The sequence below is a fragment of the Bacillus sp. MBGLi79 genome (assembly GCF_002953915.1).
Genome location: NZ_CP026521.1, coordinates 4,177,314 through 4,194,227, shown reverse-complemented (window position 1 = coordinate 4,194,227; position 16,914 = coordinate 4,177,314). Strand labels below are relative to the sequence as shown.

The 16,914-nt window shown below is 43.2% G+C and carries 13 protein-coding genes and 1 pseudogene; 8 read left to right on the top strand and 6 right to left on the bottom strand.

Annotation, left to right across the window (positions count from 1 at the left end; genetic code table 11):
* The first annotated feature begins 389 nt into the window (after positions 1-389).
* The 5 genes from pgsB (at position 390) to pgdS (ending at position 4,760) form a co-directional block, all read left to right on the top strand.
* A complete protein-coding gene (pgsB, locus tag C1T29_RS21405) occupies positions 390-1,571 on the top strand; it encodes a poly-gamma-glutamate synthase PgsB (protein WP_003227883.1) in 1,182 nt (393 codons plus the stop codon).
* A 14-nt stretch (positions 1,572-1,585) separates the two neighbouring features.
* Complete coding sequence (pgsC, locus tag C1T29_RS21400; protein WP_003227889.1) at positions 1,586-2,035, top strand: poly-gamma-glutamate biosynthesis protein PgsC; 450 nt, start codon at positions 1,586-1,588, stop codon at positions 2,033-2,035.
* An 18-nt stretch (positions 2,036-2,053) separates the two neighbouring features.
* The gene (gene pgsA / locus C1T29_RS21395; protein WP_040081622.1) at positions 2,054-3,196 is read left to right on the top strand and encodes a capsular polyglutamate synthetase PgsA; all 1,143 of its coding nucleotides are present in this window, start codon (positions 2,054-2,056) and stop codon (positions 3,194-3,196) included.
* A gap of 14 nt (positions 3,197-3,210) precedes the next feature.
* Positions 3,211-3,378 (top strand): extrachromosomal elements maintenance protein EdmS, encoded by a 168-nt coding sequence (edmS, locus tag C1T29_RS21390; RefSeq protein WP_014665607.1) that lies wholly within the window; start codon positions 3,211-3,213, stop codon positions 3,376-3,378.
* A 140-nt stretch (positions 3,379-3,518) separates the two neighbouring features.
* Positions 3,519-4,760, top strand: coding sequence for a gamma-DL-glutamyl hydrolase (pgdS, locus tag C1T29_RS21385; protein ID WP_103749378.1), 1,242 nt, complete (start codon positions 3,519-3,521; stop codon positions 4,758-4,760).
* A gap of 35 nt (positions 4,761-4,795) precedes the next feature.
* Here pgdS and ywtE read toward each other — a convergent pair whose 3' ends face one another.
* Entirely contained in the window at positions 4,796-5,656 is an 861-nt protein-coding gene (ywtE, locus tag C1T29_RS21380) for a 5-amino-6-(5-phospho-D-ribitylamino)uracil phosphatase YwtE (protein WP_103749292.1), read from the bottom strand.
* A 156-nt stretch (positions 5,657-5,812) separates the two neighbouring features.
* On the bottom strand, positions 5,813-6,781 hold the full coding sequence (gene tagT / locus C1T29_RS21375) for a polyisoprenyl-teichoic acid--peptidoglycan teichoic acid transferase TagT (protein WP_014665604.1): 969 nt from the start codon (positions 6,779-6,781) through the stop codon (positions 5,813-5,815).
* Positions 6,782-7,113: 332 nt separating this feature from the next.
* On the opposite strand from tagT, the gene C1T29_RS21370 reads away from it, so the two are divergent.
* Positions 7,114-8,487 (top strand): sugar porter family MFS transporter, encoded by a 1,374-nt coding sequence (locus tag C1T29_RS21370; protein ID WP_103749293.1) that lies wholly within the window; start codon positions 7,114-7,116, stop codon positions 8,485-8,487.
* Positions 8,488-8,523: 36 nt separating this feature from the next.
* Here the strand turns inward: C1T29_RS21370 and gerBC are convergent, their stop codons facing one another.
* From gerBC to gerBA, 3 genes are read right to left on the bottom strand one after another with little or no spacing between them, the layout of a single operon-like run.
* Entirely contained in the window at positions 8,524-9,648 is a 1,125-nt protein-coding gene (gerBC, locus tag C1T29_RS21365) for a spore germination protein GerBC (protein ID WP_103749294.1), read from the bottom strand.
* Entirely contained in the window at positions 9,645-10,751 is a 1,107-nt protein-coding gene (gene gerBB / locus C1T29_RS21360; RefSeq protein WP_071581889.1) for a spore germination protein GerBB, read from the bottom strand. The genes gerBC and gerBB overlap by 4 nt, the downstream gene beginning before the upstream one ends.
* Before the next feature lie 5 nt (positions 10,752-10,756).
* Positions 10,757-12,208 carry a spore germination protein GerBA gene (gene gerBA, locus C1T29_RS21355; protein WP_095432005.1) on the bottom strand — a complete coding sequence of 484 codons (1,452 nt, stop codon included), beginning with the start codon at positions 12,206-12,208 and terminating at the stop codon, positions 10,757-10,759.
* 264 nt (positions 12,209-12,472) lie between these two features.
* Here gerBA and manA point away from each other — a divergent pair, with 264 nt between their 5' ends.
* Together manA and lytD are read left to right on the top strand one after the other, a co-directional pair.
* Entirely contained in the window at positions 12,473-13,423 is a 951-nt protein-coding gene (gene manA / locus C1T29_RS21350; protein ID WP_040081630.1) for a mannose-6-phosphate isomerase, class I, read from the top strand.
* A 129-nt stretch (positions 13,424-13,552) separates the two neighbouring features.
* Positions 13,553-16,195 carry a beta-N-acetylglucosaminidase LytD gene (lytD, locus tag C1T29_RS21345; protein ID WP_103749295.1) on the top strand — a complete coding sequence of 881 codons (2,643 nt, stop codon included), beginning with the start codon at positions 13,553-13,555 and terminating at the stop codon, positions 16,193-16,195.
* 58 nt (positions 16,196-16,253) lie between these two features.
* Here the strand turns inward: lytD and C1T29_RS21340 are convergent.
* Positions 16,254-16,835, bottom strand: a pseudogene (locus C1T29_RS21340) (teichoic acid biosynthesis protein); the annotation flags it as partial.
* Positions 16,836-16,914: the final 79 nt, after the last annotated feature.

The following is a 16,914-nucleotide window of genomic DNA, read 5'->3' as shown; positions in this document are numbered from 1 at the left end:
CTTAAGAAACAGGATCAAACTATTTTGTGTTCATAAGAACCGGAAACATGCATGAGAGCGGGAGAAGTTTGATAATACAGGCTGAAAAAAAGATTGATTTGAAATGCATATTAAATTTAAACAGCAGGGTGTGACTATACGTACAGAAGGATATCAGAAGCAAAATGAAAGCGCATTCCTTTTGATTTTTTAAAAAAGAGATAAGGTGTAAGTCCTGCTGTTTACCAAAAATAGAAAACAGTTTGTAGGTATAAAATCTCTTTCAAAAAAGATTGTTGGCATAGTCGATGAGGGGAGATTATGTTACATAATGCCGATTGAGAATTCATAGTGATTCTATATACTGATGAATGAATTTACAACAATATAGAAGGAGATGTCGAAAAGCAATGTGGTTACTCATTATAGCCTGTGCTGTCATACTGGTCATCGGAATATTAGAAAAACGACGACATCAGAAAAACATTGATGCCCTCCCTGTTCGGGTGAATATTAACGGCATCCGAGGAAAATCGACTGTGACAAGGCTGACAACCGGAATATTAATAGAAGCCGGTTACAAGACTGTTGGAAAAACAACAGGTACAGATGCAAGAATGATTTACTGGGACACACCGGAGGAAAAGCCGATTAAACGGAAACCACAGGGGCCGAATATCGGAGAGCAAAAAGAAGTCATGAGAGAAACTGTAGAAAGAGGGGCTAACGCGATTGTCAGTGAGTGCATGGCTGTTAACCCGGATTATCAAATCATCTTTCAGGAAGAACTTCTGCAGGCCAATATCGGCGTCATTGTTAACGTTTTAGAGGATCATATGGATGTCATGGGGCCGACGCTGGATGAAATTGCGGAAGCGTTTACCGCTACTATTCCTTATAATGGCCATCTTGTCATTACAGATAGTGAATATACCGAGTTCTTTAAACAAAAAGCAAAAGAACGAAACACAAAAGTCATCATTGCTGATAACTCAAAAATTACAGATGAATATTTACGTAAATTTGAATACATGGTATTCCCTGATAACGCTTCTCTGGCCTTGGGCGTGGCTCAAGCACTCGGAATTGATGAAGAAACAGCATTTAAGGGAATGCTGAATGCGCCGCCAGATCCGGGAGCAATGAGAATTCTTCCGTTGATCAGTCCGAGCGAGCCTGGGCACTTTGTTAATGGGTTTGCCGCAAACGACGCTTCTTCTACTTTGAATATATGGAAACGTGTAAAAGAAATCGGTTACCCGACCGATGATCCGATCATCATCATGAACTGCCGCGCAGACCGTGTCGATCGGACACAGCAATTCGCAAATGACGTATTGCCTTATATTGAAGCAAGTGAACTGATCTTAATCGGTGAAACAACAGAACCGATCGTAAAAGCCTATGAAGAAGGCAAAATTCCTGCAGACAAACTGCATGATCTAGAGTATAAGTCAACAGATGAAATTATGGAATTGTTAAAGAAAAGAATGCACAATCGTGTCATATATGGCGTCGGCAATATTCATGGTGCCGCAGAGCCTTTAATTGAAAAAATCCACGAATACAAGGTTAAGCAGCTCGTAAGCTAGGGGGAAATGCAGACATGTTCGGATCAGATTTATACATCGCACTTATTTTAGGTGTACTACTTAGTTTAATTTTCGCGGAAAAAACAGGGATCGTGCCGGCAGGACTGGTTGTACCGGGATATTTAGGACTTGTGTTTAATCAGCCGGTCTTTATTTTACTTGTTTTGCTAGTGAGCTTGCTCACGTATGTCATTGTGAAATACGGTTTATCCAAATTTATGATTTTGTACGGACGCAGAAAATTCGCTGCCATGCTGATAACAGGGATCGTACTGAAAATCGCATTTGATTTTCTATACCCGATTGTACCATTTGAAATCGCAGAATTTCGAGGAATCGGCATCATCGTGCCAGGTTTAATTGCCAATACCATTCAGAAACAAGGTTTAACGATTACGTTCGGAAGCACGCTGCTATTGAGCGGAGCGACCTTTGCTATCATGTTTGTTTACTACTTAATTTAATGTAAGGTGTGTCAAACGATGAAAAAAGAACTGAGCTTTCATGAAAAGCTGCTAAAGCTGACAAAACAGCAAAAAAAGAAAACCAATAAGCACGTATTTATTGCCATTCCGATCGTTTTTGTCCTCATGTTCGCTTTCATGTGGGCGGGACAAGCAGAAACACCGAAGGTCAAAACATATTCTGACGACGTACTCTCTGCCTCATTTGTCGGCGATATTATGATGGGCCGCTATGTTGAAAAAGTAACGGAGCAAAAAGGGGCAGACAGTATTTTTCAATATGTTGAACCGATCTTTAAATCCTCGGATTATGTAGCAGGAAACTTTGAAAACCCGGTAACCTATCAAAAGAATTATAAACAAGCAGATAAAGAGATTCATCTGCAGACGAATAAGGAATCGGTGAAAGTATTGAAGGATATGAATTTCACGGTTCTTAACAGCGCAAACAACCACGCCATGGATTACGGCGTTCAGGGGATGAAAGATACACTTGGAGAATTTGCGAAGCAAAACCTTGATATCGTTGGAGCGGGGTACAGCTTAAGTGATGCGAAAAAGAAAATTTCGTACCAGAAAGTCAATGGGATAACGATTGCGACGCTTGGCTTTACCGATGTGTCCGGGAAAGGCTTCGCAGCTAAAAAGAATACACCTGGCGTGCTTCCCGCAGATCCTGAAATCTTCATCCCTATGATTTCAGAAGCGAAAAAATATGCGGACATCGTGGTTGTGCAGTCACACTGGGGCCAAGAGTATGACAATGATCCAAACGACCGCCAGCGCCAGCTTGCAAGAGCCATGTCCGATGCGGGAGCTGACATCATCGTCGGCCATCACCCGCACGTCTTAGAGCCGATTGAAGTATATAACGGAACTGTTATTTTCTACAGCCTCGGAAACTTTGTCTTTGACCAGGGCTGGACGAGAACGAGAGACAGTGCACTGGTTCAGTATCACCTGAAGAAAAATGGAACAGGCCGCTTTGAAGTGACACCGATCGATATCCATGAAGCGACACCTGCACCTGTGAAAAAAGACAGCCTTAAACAGAAAACAATTATTCGCGAACTGACGAAAGACTCTAATTTCGCTTGGAAAGTAGAAGACGGAAAACTGACGTTTGATGTTGATCATAGTGACAAACTAAAATCTAAATAATCGGAGTGATAAAGATGAAATTTGTCAAAGCCATCTGGCCGTTTGTTGCCGTAGCCATCGTGTTCATGTTTATGTCAGCTTTTAAATTCAATGATCAGCTGACAGATCAGGAAAAACAGAAGATTGATACGGAGATGCATAAAATCCAACAGCAGGAAGAAACGGCAAGCACCAATAAATAATTCAAAGAAGAGAGTGTCTGATGAGACACTCTCTTTTTATTTACCCAGCATATTCATTCTGTAAAAATTTCAAAATGTTGCTTAACATATTCAAAAAAATACCGATGTTAAAACTGCAAAAAGAGGAGGAGATACGAAAAGTGAACTCACTGGCAAACTGGAAGAAGTTTTTGCTTGTGGCGGTTATCATTTGTTTTTTGGTTCCCATTATGACAAAAGCGGAGATTGCGGAGGCTGATACATCATCTGAATTGATCATCAGCGAAGCAAAAAGCCTGCTTGGTTATCAGTATAAATACGGCGGTGAATCGCCGAAAGAGGGCTTCGACCCTTCAGGATTAATACAATATGTTTTCAGTAAGGCTGATATTCATCTGCCGAGATCTGTAAACGACCAGTATAAAATCGGAACAGCTGTAAAACCGGAAGACCTGAAGCCGGGTGATATTTTGTTTTTCAAGAAAGAGGGAAGCAGCGGCACTGTTCCGACACACAACGCTCTCTATATCGGAGACGGCCAAATGATTCACAGTACACAGTCAAAAGGGGTTATCATCACCAATTACAAAAAAAGCAGCTATTGGAGCGGGTCTTATATCGGGGCGAGACGAATCGCTGCCGATCCGGCAACGGCTGATGTTCCTGTCGTTCAGGAGGCTGAAAAATATATCGGCATTCCATATGTGTTTGGCGGCAGCACACCGTCAGAGGGCTTTGATTGCTCGGGGCTTGTGCAATATGTGTTTCAACAGGCACTTGGCATTTATCTGCCGCGATCAGCCGAACAGCAGTGGGCAGTGGGCGAGAAGGTAGCCACTCAGAACATCAAGCCCGGTGATGTCGTCTATTTCAGCAATACGTATAAAACAGGAATTTCACATGCAGGCATTTATGCCGGCGCGGGCAGGTTTATCCAGGCAAGCCGATCAGAAAAAGTAACCATTTCCTATTTATCAGAGGATTACTGGAAATCGAAAATGACGGGCATTCGCCGATTTGACAACCTGACAATCCCGAAAGAAAATCCGATTGTATCCGAAGCTACGCTTTATGTCGGAGAAGTGCCTTACAAACAGGGCGGAGTGTCTCCAGAGACAGGATTTGATACAGCTGGATTTGTCCAGTATGTATACCAGAAAGCAGCCGGTATTTCCCTGCCTCGATACGCAACAAGCCAGTACACAGCCGGCACTAAGATTGAGAAGGCGGACCTGAAGCCGGGAGACATTGTGTTCTTCCAATCAACAAGCTTAAATCCCGCCATCTATATCGGAAACGGACAAGTTGTTCATGTCACATTATCAAACGGCGTGACCATCACCAATATGAACACGAGCACATATTGGAAGGATAAATACGCAGGAAGTATACGGGTGCAATAAAAGACAAAGACTCCAGAATCTCTGGAGTCTTTTCTTTATGCATATTGGCTGGAAAGCAGCCGGTCTATAAAGTAGGCCACACCATTTTCGTCATTGCTTTTTGTGACAAAGGTGCTTTTTTCTTTTAATTCATCAATCGCATTTTCCATGGCGATACGGTGTCCGGCGACTTCAAACATGGACAAATCGTTCGGACTGTCGCCGATCGCATAGATATCCTGTGTTTCAATTCCGTATATGTCAGCCAGCTTTGTTAACGCGCGTCCTTTTCCTGAAGAGGCCGGCAGGATTTCAATAATATGTTTTCCGGAAGAGGTTTGCGCCAGTTTTTTATGATGCTTCAGCTCTTCCTTCGCTTGTTTCAGCTTGTCCATATCAAAGGAGAAGCAAAGAAGCTTATAAATGTTTTCACCGCCCTCAAAAACAGATTCGATATGAGGGATTGGTTTAATGCCAAACTGCTTGAATTGAGTCATGGCTCCTTGCCACAATTCATCTGTCTGCTCGTTTGGATTTGCGCTCTTTAGAATGTCTAGCTCCGCGTGCAGCTTAGCTTCGCCGTCAAAAGGAGAAAGCAGATGGTCATCTGTATATACCTCAAAGTAAATGTTTTTTGACAGTAAGTAATCAGCAATCGCTTTGCCGGCTTCCTGATCCATTAATGTCCGGCTGATCAAACGGTAACCCGTGTCGTGGATCGTGCCGCCATTAGCCGCAATGATAGGGATGTCCAAGTCATCCAGCAGCGCTTTTACATCAAATGTTGCTCTTCCCGTGCAAATGGTGACGAGGATGCCGGCATCGACGGCCCGCTTGATCGCCGCTCTGTTTTCCGCAGAAATGACGCTTTCTTTATTCAACAATGTTCCATCTAAATCAATCGCAATACATTTCATATGTAGGGGGAACCTCCTTAAAAATGAAGCTGCTTCGTGTAGTATGTTCAGCTTGTCTGCGAAACATAATCCATATAAACCAAGGCTAAACGTTACTTTGAAAATTTTCAACAAGGAAATATGTAAAACGGGATGGCGTAATCGCCATCCCGTTCATTATACACCTAAATCATTTTGCAGCTCTTTTTTCACTTCCTGCAGCTTTTGCTGATCCAATTTGAAATAATAAACGCCGGCAGGTTCGTAATCATAACCCGTCAGCTGAATAGACTCAACTGATTTCAATGAAGTGATGAACGGGAACAGGCCGATGGCATCTTTAAGAGATAAGTTCATTTTCAAATTTTGCCCCATCGTATCGACAATATCATCATAAGCTGGTATTGAGCTCAATGATTTTGATTTATCTATAATAGCGCTCAGAACTTCCATTTGTCTTTGCCCGCGTAAAAGGTCACTGTCCGCTTTACGTGTTCTTACGTAAGCGAGCGCTTCTTCCCCATCAAGCGTATGTGTTCCTTTTTGAAGAACGACTTTACCTTTTGTATCTTTTTTGATTTGCTGAATGACCTTATCGCTTTTTACTGTTACTTTGACGCCATTTAACTCGTTTACGACGTCTTCAAAAGCCGTGAAATTGCTTTCTACGACATAATCCACGGGAATATCCAGCATCTCTTCAACTGTTTTCACAGTCAGATCAACGCCGCCGTAGGCGTGAGCATGTGTGAATTTATCATACCCGTGGCCGGGGATGTTTACATAGGCGTCACGCGGGATGCTCAGCATTTTAGCTGTTTTTTCTTTCCGATTAAATGTAACCAGCACATTCGCGTCACTTCTTGCCTGATCGACGGTCTCGCCGTTTTTCTCTCTGGCATCAATCCCTAAGAGCAATACAGAAAAAGAATCCTTTCCAGGATCAAATTCTTTAATCCGTTTTACTGATTGTTCTCCGCGTGCTAGGCTGACGTGCGCTTCTTTAGAAGCATTGTTCAGCTTTACAAAAGCATAGGCGCCGACAGAGCCTGCCGCAATGACTAAGAAAGCCATTAAACCGACAACGACTTTCACCCATTTTCTCAGTTTTCTCTTTTTCTTTCTGCGCTGTGATCGTTCTTCCATATATCAATACCTCACGTTTCTTTAATATTTGAAGCGTACCATTCATTTTGCCATGGGGCAACTCTTCGAAAGACATTTTTCGATAAATATTCCTATATTTATAATTTCTTGTTTTTGAAAATTGATAACGATGATGTGCTGAATCACCTTATATTGGACGCTGCAACAGGTAAAATGTTTCGGTGACATTGAAAAAAATACAAGTAAATGATTGGAAAACTCATGATCAACAAAATAAAAAGGTTTAATGACCGGAAAAAGAGGCTAAAAGATTTCTAAAAAAATCCCACAGACAATGTCATTGCAGCTGATGGAGAAAGGGAGTCATTTTTATGAAAAAGCAGTCAAATATATGGCTTTATTTTTTCGGAGCTCTTGGAGGCGCGTTATATGGCTATGATACCGGAGTGATTTCCGGAGCTATTTTATTTATGAAAAAGGAGTTAGGATTGAATGCGTTTACAGAAGGTCTTGTTGTCAGCTCCTTACTGGTTGGGGCGATACTAGGCTCGGGAGCGGCCGGCAAGCTGACTGACCGTTTCGGAAGAAAAAAAGCAATTATGGCGGCCGCGCTGTTGTTTTGTATAGGCGGTCTTGGTGTGGCACTGGCCCCAAATACGGGAGTCATGGTGCTGTTTCGCATCATTTTGGGACTTGCAGTCGGAACATCGACAACAATCGTGCCGCTTTATTTATCTGAACTGGCGCCAAAGCATAAGCGCGGGGCGCTGTCATCACTGAATCAGCTGATGATCACGGTCGGCATCCTTCTTTCTTATATTGTCAATTACATATTTGCCGATGCTGAAGCGTGGCGCTGGATGCTTGGATTGGCTGCTGTACCGTCACTGCTCCTGCTCATTGGCATTTTGTTTATGCCGGAGAGCCCGCGGTGGCTGTTCACGAATGGCGAAGAAAACAAAGCGAAGAAAATTCTTGAAAAGTTGCGTGGCACAACAGATATTGATCAGGAAATACATGATATAAAAGAAGCGGAAAAGCAGGATGAAGGCGGCCTGAAGGAGCTGTTCGATCCATGGGTGCGCCCAGCCCTGATTGCCGGTTTGGGATTGGCATTTTTGCAGCAATTTATCGGAACGAATACGATCATCTACTATGCGCCAAAAACCTTTACAAACGTCGGGTTCGGAAACTCCGCTTCAATTTTAGGAACGGTCGGAATCGGCACAGTCAATGTTCTCATGACATTAGTAGCGATTAAAATCATCGACAAGATTGGAAGAAAGCCGTTATTGCTATTCGGGAATGCGGGGATGGTGATCAGCTTGATCGTTCTCGCTTTAGTAAATCTCTTTTTCGGTGACACTCCGGCTGCCTCATGGACGACCGTCATTTGTTTAGGGGTGTTTATCGTCGTGTTTGCGGTCAGCTGGGGCCCGGTTGTCTGGGTGATGCTTCCAGAATTGTTCCCGCTTCACGTCAGAGGAATCGGGACCGGTGTTTCGACCTTAATGCTGCACGTTGGGACACTGATTGTTTCATTAACCTATCCAATATTAATGGAAGCGATCGGAATCAGTTATTTATTCCTGATTTATGCCGCGATCGGTATCATGGCGTTCTTATTTGTCCGATTTAAAGTGACAGAGACAAAGGGAAAAAGCCTTGAAGAAATTGAGCAGGATTTACGGGACAAAAACGGACAGGGAGGAGCGGCCGGAAAACAGCAGACTGTCGGAACATAAAAAAGGGTGCGCGATCATGCGCACCCTTTTGATTGCTTACTTTCCCACCGTGCCAAAGTTAATGATTTTAAAAGAAATATCGTACTTAAAATCAGCCTCAGAAAATATTTCATCCCAATGCCCTTTTACTTTATTCCAGTAGTCAGGGTGTTGAATCCTTATGTGGTCTGATAAAAAGACCGGATCGGTTTTATACTCGTGCTGTAGTTTTTCCATCACCTGCTTTACATCTCGTTCAAGCTTTTTCTCAAAAATCTTTTCCACCCTGTGCAAATATCTTTTGCTGAAGGAATTTTCATTCGGGTTTTGGTCTTCTGTCAGGATGCCCTTTGTTTTAACAGAAATCTGAAAGACAGGCTTTCCGTTTTCAATGACTGGTTTAATTTTCGTTTTCGACTTTTTGATTTCAAACGTAATCGGATGCCCTTTATCTGTCGTCGGCATGACACCGCCTTGGATCGTCCCCATGACCCATGTCAGTGTCTGGGTTTCATCAGCTGAAAGAAATCCAACGAGTTTATTGCTGCCTCTTTTGATAATGCCTGCTCCGTCATACTTGGCTTTTCCCTTTTCGTTTTTCACGGCTTGAATAAGATAACTGTACCCGTTCTGAGAGTATATAGATGCTCTGCCGATGCGCAGCGGTATCATAATCTTACCGTTATATCCGCTGTGAGTTGTCAAATCAATCAGTTTTTCTGAAGGCATTGGCTGCTGCTGATCGGGGTTTCCTTTTGTAAAGATATCAGCCGCCTTCCCTCTGGCTGCCATCAAATAGCTGCTTCGCCGCAGCTCATCATCCCGGATAAAGTGGTTGAAGACTTGGTCAACATTTTGATTCCTCATCAGTTTTTCTCCCAGAAGAATCACTTTTAAATGATCGCTGTAAACAGGAGGGTCCTTGATGGCTACATCACTGACTGCTTCCAGGATCGTCTTCCCGTGGGACGTCACATTAACGAATTCGGGTTTTCCGGATGATTGGCTGTCTTCACTTTGGGGAAGCAGGTTTTGATACGTCAGTTTGTACTGGTGATCATCTGTCTCATCGATTGCCAGCCCTCTGGCAAAGGATAGTTTCTCGATATTTTTGACATCCCAGCACCCGCAGAGGGCCAGCAGCATAAAAAACATGACGGAGAATTTTGTTGCTGTTTTCATTGCAGCTGCCCCCTCCCTAATTTTTTCTGTATCCAGCTTAAAAACCAGACGAAGAATGGAATTGTAATCACAATTAAGAAAGCATATCCAAGAAGTGTCCCGTAATAAAACACGTCATTCAAGTCCTTGGGATACATCGTTATGAAAAACGTCGCAGCCAGCATTGCAGTCAGCAGCCATGCATTGTTTTTATTTTTCAGATGAAAGATTTCCGTTAACCCGATATGGGCGCCTTTGAAGGATCCGAGCATACAGGCAAATTGCTGGGCTGTCCAAGTCAGCTGTAAGAACAAATCAAATCGTTCAATAAAAATCCCCGGAACCTCTAATGCGTGAATAAGGGAAATGGTCGGCCATGTCACCGTTTTTGCCTCAGCCACAGTCATACAGCCAATCACAATGAGCAAAGTAATGCTGTAGAACACTGTGGAAATCGCGATGCCCAGAGCAACAGCCTTTTTCACTTGCTTCGGATCTCTCATAAAAGGGACCAGGTAAAAAATGATTTCAAATCCTGAGAAATATAATAGTGTTTTTGGGAATAAAGAGAAAAAGCTTTGATAGCCTCCTTCAAAAACCGGCCGGATAAAATCAAGCTGGAACAAGCGAAAGCTGAACATTAGAAGCATCATAAAAATAATAAGGGTAATGGGAAAAATATAAGCGTATACCTTTCCAATGGAATAAACGCCTCCGCCCACATGATAGATGGCAACTGCAAGAAATAGAAACACCACCACTGCCATTGGCGTATTTTTCAACAAAAAGAATCCGACAACCTCTCCCAAAATCCGAGCTTGAAAGCAAACAATCCCAATGAAATATAGACAGATATATAAATTCAATAAAAAGCCGATGAATTTTCCAGCTACAATGCTGTTGAGCTTAAAAAGGGTTTTTTCGCTGTTTTTTTGAAGAAAAGGCAAAAAAAGCAGAACGATGATAATAAAAATAACGCCCTGGATCAGTATCATTAGCCATCCGCTCGGACTGTCGGTTTCGGCGGCTGAGCGGGGAAGGGTCAGCACCCCGGCACCGATCAATGTGCTGCTGATCATAATGAGCGTCTGCATAAATGTCAGTTTATGCTCTGATTTCCTCATAGCCATCACCTTTGTCTGATGTTATCTTCGGGATCGTTTCGTGTCGGTCTTCTTTTTAAAAACATCGTGGGAATACGGATGACCGTGTCTTTCAAATCCTGTCCAGGCTGCGCCATGATCGGGATAATGTAATCCTCGCCAAAGCTTTTCAGGCGCATTAAGTGACCGATTACAAACAGAAAGACCATAATGACGCCATACATGCCAAGTACTGCTGCGCTGATCATTGCAGCTATGCGTATCAGCCGCAGCGGAAAGTTATAAGCGTATGAAGGAACAGTAAAGGATGCCAGTGCAGTGACAGAAACGACAATGACCATAAGGGCACTGACGATTTGCGCCTGAACAGCTGCCTGCCCAATGACAACGCCGCCGATAAGGCCAATCGTCTGTCCAATCGGTTTAGGAAGCCTTAATCCGGCTTCTCGAATCAATTCGATCGTAAAGATCATGATAAAGGCCTCTACAAAAGGCGGGAACGGTACGTTAAGCCTGCTGCCTGCAATGGAAATGGCCATTCTAGTCGGCAATAGCCCGGTGTGAAAAGAAACGAGAGAAATATACAGACCCGGCAAATAAATGGTGATCAGAACGCTGGAATAACGAAGAAGGCGTACAACTGACATTGGAAGCCAGCGCTGACTGTAATCATCGGGAGAATGAATAAATTCGTCAACCGTAGCCGGCACAATCAAAGCAAACGGCGTACCATCCACTAATATGGACACTCGTCCTTCTAACAGTGCAGCCTCTACACGATCTGGCCGTTCTGTGCTTAAAATCGTAGGGAAAATTGAAAATGGTTCATCTTCAATCAGCTGTTCAAGCGTCCCCGATTCTGGCAAATCATCTATATTGACTGATTTCAGCCTTTTAAACACTTCCTTGACGACATAATCTGGGGCGATATCCTGAATATAAGCGACAGCGACTTTCTTTTTCGTCCTTTTTCCGAGAGTCATTTCCTTGATGATAAGGTTAGGGTCACTCGTCCTTTCCCGCAAAAGCGCCGTGTTTGTCCGCAGGTTTTCAATAAACCCTACTTTAGGACCGCGTTCCACAACTTCGGAGGAGGGTTCTTCAAGACTGCGTGTTTTAACTGACTTTGTGTCAAAAGCTAATCCTCCGCGATAGCCATCAGCTAGCAAAATGGCTTGCCCTGTAAAAACGAGCTGCTCTATTTCTTTCATTGTTGAAACAACGCTATGATGAAAGCCGAAAAAAAAGGCAGATAAGTCTTCAATCGAGCATTCCTTATGGGCTAAAGCCTCTTTTTGTAAAGGAGAAATGACATATTGCGCCAGCATTTTATTCTCTGTCAGACCGTCAATATACAGTAAACACGCCTTCCGTCTGCTATCTCCGAAAGCAAATGTATAAAACATCATATCGTCGTTTTGTCCCAATGTTTTTTTCAGTGTGTCTAAATTGTTCTGGAGATCAGAGTCGATTTGCATAGTTTCTCTCCTTCATAAACAGATTGACGGTTTTTATTAATTTGTATCAAAAAAGGAGAATTATTCTTCTCGAGGAAAAGGCTGAAACAAAGCTTCTTTTCAACGTGATATAATAGAAAGGAAGCGTTTTCTTTGAAGGGGTCTTGAAAAGATGATGCTTTGTACATATGTTGTCATCTGAAAAAAGCAGCTTATACGGGCGTTTGTAAGAGGGGCGCACCGGGAAAATGATGATCAGTTATTTACAGGGGAGGGGTACGGATCATGACGCAATCACCAATTTTTCTAACGCCTGTGTGTAAAGAAAAAATCTGGGGCGGAACCGCTTTACGAGATAGATTTGGATACGGTATTCCTTCAGAATCAACGGGGGAATGCTGGGCCATTTCCGCTCATCCAAAAGGACCGAGTACTGTTGCGAATGGCCCGTATAAAGGAAAGACATTGATCGAGCTTTGGGAAGAGCACCGTGAACTATTCGGCGGCGTAGAGGGGGACCGGTTTCCGCTTCTGACAAAGCTGCTGGATGTGAAGGAAGATACGTCAATTAAAGTTCACCCTGATGATTACTATGCCGGAGAATACGAAGAGGGAGAACTCGGCAAGACGGAATGCTGGTACATTATCGACTGTAAGGAAAACGCGGAAATCATTTACGGTCATACGGCCCGTTCAAAAACCGAACTTGTCACAATGATCAACAGCGGTGACTGGGAGGGCCTGCTGCGAAGGATCAAAATTAAACCGGGTGATTTCTATTATGTGCCAAGCGGAACGCTGCACGCATTGTGCAAGGGAGCACTAGTTTTAGAGACTCAGCAAAATTCAGATGCCACATACCGGGTGTACGATTATGACCGTCTTGATAGCAACGGGAATCCGAGAGAGCTTCATTTTGCCAAAGCGGTCAATGCCGCCACAGTTCCCCATGTGGATGGGTATATAGATGAATCGACCGAATCAAGAAAAGGAATAACCATTAAAACGTTTGTTCAAGGGGAATATTTTTCGGTATATAAATGGGACATCAATGGCGAAGCTGAAATGGCTCAGGATGAATCCTTTCTGATTTGCAGCGTGACAGAAGGAAGCGGTTTGCTGATGTATGAGGGCGAAACTTGTCCGCTCAAAAAAGGCGATCACTTTATTTTGCCGGCTCAAATGCCCGATTTTACGATGAAAGGAACTTGTACACTTATCGTATCTCATATTTAAACTTAATCTCACTTCGAGATTAAGTTTTTTTTATTAGAAAATGGAAGTGATTCACCTATAAATGAAGCATGCGCGTGCCGATAAATAAACTAGTTTTATATACTCATAGAAGAAGAAAGAGGAGAAGGAATGAAAAAGAGATTAATCGCACCTATGCTTCTATCCGCCGCGTCCCTTGCCTTTTTTGCCATGTCTGGTTCCGCCCAGGCCGCCGCGTATACCGACTACTCCATATATAAGGTAGAGCCGTCAAATACGTTCAGTACAGAAAGCCAAGCCTCACAAGCTGTCGCCAAACTGGAAAAAGATACTGGCTGGGATGCATCCTATCAGGCTTCAGGCACAACAACGACCTACCAAATTTCCGCCTCAGGCATTCATAGCGACTCAGAAGCGAAAGCAATACTGAGCGGACTCACCAAACAGACATCGATTACCGGAACGTCAAGTCCTGTCGGAAGCAAACAGCCATATGTTACCATCTCGTCAGGTGCCATTTCCGGAGAAAAACAGGCCAACATAATCCTGGCAAAGCTGAAGCAGGAGACGGGAGTAGCTGGCGCAGTAAAAGTGTACGGAGCACCTCAGCCCTATATGAATGTCATGACTTCAGACATTGCTGATGAGACAAAAGTCAAGGCGCTTATCCAGAGCCTGGCTAAGCAAACGGGGATTAAAAGCTCGTATCAGCCCATCACACACTCGGTGTCTGTCACAACCATCCAGTCAGGCACAATCGTCGGAGACAGCAGAGCAGCGCAGATCAAAAGCGCCTTTCAAAAGGAATCGGGGCTGCAGGCATCATTAAAGGAAACGGTGAAAGGACAAGCCTATTATACGTTTACAACTGCCGCCATTTCAGGTGAAGCGAATGCCAAAACTCTATTGCAGCAGCTGAAACAAAGCACTGGCATCACAGGCAGCTACAAGTCAATCAATCAAAAAACAACCGTTGAGTCATACAATGTCCAATCAGCTTATTTCAAAGGCCTGAATACAGTAAAGGACGCCATCAGCCAGATCAAGAAAAACACCGGCGTATCCGGCAGTTACCAACAGGTTGGAAAAAGCACATCATATACCGTGAATATGAAGGGGATAACAAAACAGCAGCTCCAAAAAGTAAATACTTTCTTTAAAAAGAAAAAATGGCATTATACGTCATCCAGCGTCAAAAAAACAACAACGTCTGCGGCTTACCAAATCACGACGGCAAAGGTGTTAGGCGAGCAGCCAGCAAACAAAGCAGCAGCCTTCTTTGCTCAGAAAAAAGTAAAAGCCACAAAAACAGCAGCTGGAATAACAGCAGAAAATCAATATCAGCTCATCTCAGAAGAAACATCAGATCAATCAAAAGTCACAAAGGGATTGAACATATTAAAGAAAAATCAGCTGAGTGCTTCTGCGAAATCAGTCAAAAAACAAATAGCTGACACATTCAAGATCACAACTGAATCTCTGCTTGATCAAACGAAAGTCAATCAGGCACTCACGTTTTTCAAGTCGAATCATATATCAGCAGCAAGCCAGAAAACCGGCCAGTCGGCAGCAAGCAGCTATCGAATCACAACTGAAGCCATCATCAGCCAAGAAGACATTGACCGCGTTTTAGCATTTTTTAAACAAAACAATACCGCCGGCACAACGGCAAAAACAAGTGAAACGGCATATACACAATACAAAATCGTGACAGCCCAGCTCAGCAGCAAAACTGCATTGAACAATGGGTTAACCTATCTTAAATCGAAAAGTGTAACCCCGAGCTATACAACGAAAAGCAATACGCTTTATAAAATCAGCGTAAACGAACAGTTCACAGGCAATGATACAGCTGCTGCGGCATCATCGAAGCTAAAACAATTATACGGATGGGCATCATCTATCGTGAAAGTCAAAAACGGCCCGCAAATCATGAAAACAAATTACAATCTCTCGCTTCGTGATATGGTCCAAAAACAAATGACAGTAAGTCCGCAAACAGACGGGGCGGCTTACGTATCGCTCACGTACATTAATACGGCAACATCAACCGTTACGGCTGATGCACTAAATATCCGGTCAACGCCGGAAGTTAGCCCGACGAACGTGATCGGGCAATTTAAAAAAGGCGATAAGGTAAAAATCATCGGCCAGGCAAACGGCTGGGCCAAAATTAATTTAGGCTGGCGAAACGCAAGCAGTGATGAAGTGGTTCAATACGTGGACCCGAATAACTTTTCCAGAGACAGCAAGTACTACTTCCAATTTCTCAAGCTGTCACAGACGGCCGGACTAAACGCTACTGAAGTCAATCAGAAAGTGCTTGCGGGTAAAGGCATCCTGACAGGGAAAGCAAAAGCATTTATCGATGCCGCCAATAAATACGGCATCAACGAGCTGTACTTAATCTCACACGCTCTCCTTGAAACAGGCAATGGAACATCTGATTTAGCCAATGGCTTAACCTATAACGGAAAAACCGTATATAACATGTACGGAATTGGCGCCTACGACAGCAACCCAAATTACTACGGCGCTAAATACGCGTACGAGCAAGGCTGGTTCACACCAGAAGCGGCCATTATCGGCGGAGCCAAATTCATAGGCTCATCGTATATTCACAACACAGCATACAATCAGGACACACTGTACAAAATGAGATGGTCAGCTACAGCGACACACCAATACGCAACAGACATCGGCTGGGCGTACAAACAAGTAAACCGCATGTACAGCCTGTACTCATCGCTGGACGGTTACACACTTTACTTTGATGTTCCGGAATATCAATAAAAACTAAGAAAGTTGCAAATAGGCTGTAGCTATTTAATAGCTAAAGCCTATTTGTTCATCACACCTCAATCTTGTCCGCAACAATCATAAAAGTACTCATTCTTGAAGCATTTGAGATGGCTGCATCATCAGGTCTAATTTTTGTGCTCCCTTTCATAAAACCTATTTCAAGTACATTTGATTTTTCTCCGCCGGCAAAATACCAGGACCCCATTCGGATATCCTTTTGTTTTAATCGGAAATCTCCTTCTATCGATTGATGCAGTAAACTGATATAGCGTTCATTTAATGTGACTTGCAAGTTTCCATCTGCATTGATAGTAATATTTTGGACTAAATTTGATGTGTAAGATGGTAAATAACCTGAAGTCGGAACCATCCATTTTTTGTTTTGAGCATTATATTCTAAAATGAAGGTTTGAATAAATGGTTGAAATCTTTCAGGAGGTGTATCTTGGTGCCCCACCGTTTTTAATAAAGGGGACCGAAGCATAGGCACATGATTCATAAAGTTTTCATAAGAATGATACGCATAAATTCTGCTTATACGATTTCCTTCTTTTCCACTTGTAATTCCTACCATTAATGATTTTGCCCCGGTTTCAGGATTGGTGTACATACAGATCCCTTCCGGTTCACGGAGCTATTCCCCGCCAAAGCCAATTCGCGAATGCGATCAACACAAAAATTTTTGGAGAATAAACATGATGGATCATCAG

Coding starts and splice junctions, on each gene's coding strand:
- C1T29_RS21370 (WP_103749293.1), top strand. CDS start 7,114: ATGAAAAAGCAGTCAAATATATGGCTTTATTTTTTCGGAGCTCTTGGA.
- edmS (WP_014665607.1), top strand. CDS start 3,211: ATGAAATTTGTCAAAGCCATCTGGCCGTTTGTTGCCGTAGCCATCGTG.
- lytD (WP_103749295.1), top strand. CDS start 13,553: ATGAAAAAGAGATTAATCGCACCTATGCTTCTATCCGCCGCGTCCCTT.
- pgsC (WP_003227889.1), top strand. CDS start 1,586: ATGTTCGGATCAGATTTATACATCGCACTTATTTTAGGTGTACTACTT.
- manA (WP_040081630.1), top strand. CDS start 12,473: ATGACGCAATCACCAATTTTTCTAACGCCTGTGTGTAAAGAAAAAATC.
- gerBB (WP_071581889.1), bottom strand. CDS start 10,751: ATGAGGAAATCAGAGCATAAACTGACATTTATGCAGACGCTCATTATG.
- pgsB (WP_003227883.1), top strand. CDS start 390: ATGTGGTTACTCATTATAGCCTGTGCTGTCATACTGGTCATCGGAATA.
- pgsA (WP_040081622.1), top strand. CDS start 2,054: ATGAAAAAAGAACTGAGCTTTCATGAAAAGCTGCTAAAGCTGACAAAA.
- gerBC (WP_103749294.1), bottom strand. CDS start 9,648: ATGAAAACAGCAACAAAATTCTCCGTCATGTTTTTTATGCTGCTGGCC.
- ywtE (WP_103749292.1), bottom strand. CDS start 5,656: ATGAAATGTATTGCGATTGATTTAGATGGAACATTGTTGAATAAAGAA.
- tagT (WP_014665604.1), bottom strand. CDS start 6,781: ATGGAAGAACGATCACAGCGCAGAAAGAAAAAGAGAAAACTGAGAAAA.
- gerBA (WP_095432005.1), bottom strand. CDS start 12,208: ATGCAAATCGACTCTGATCTCCAGAACAATTTAGACACACTGAAAAAA.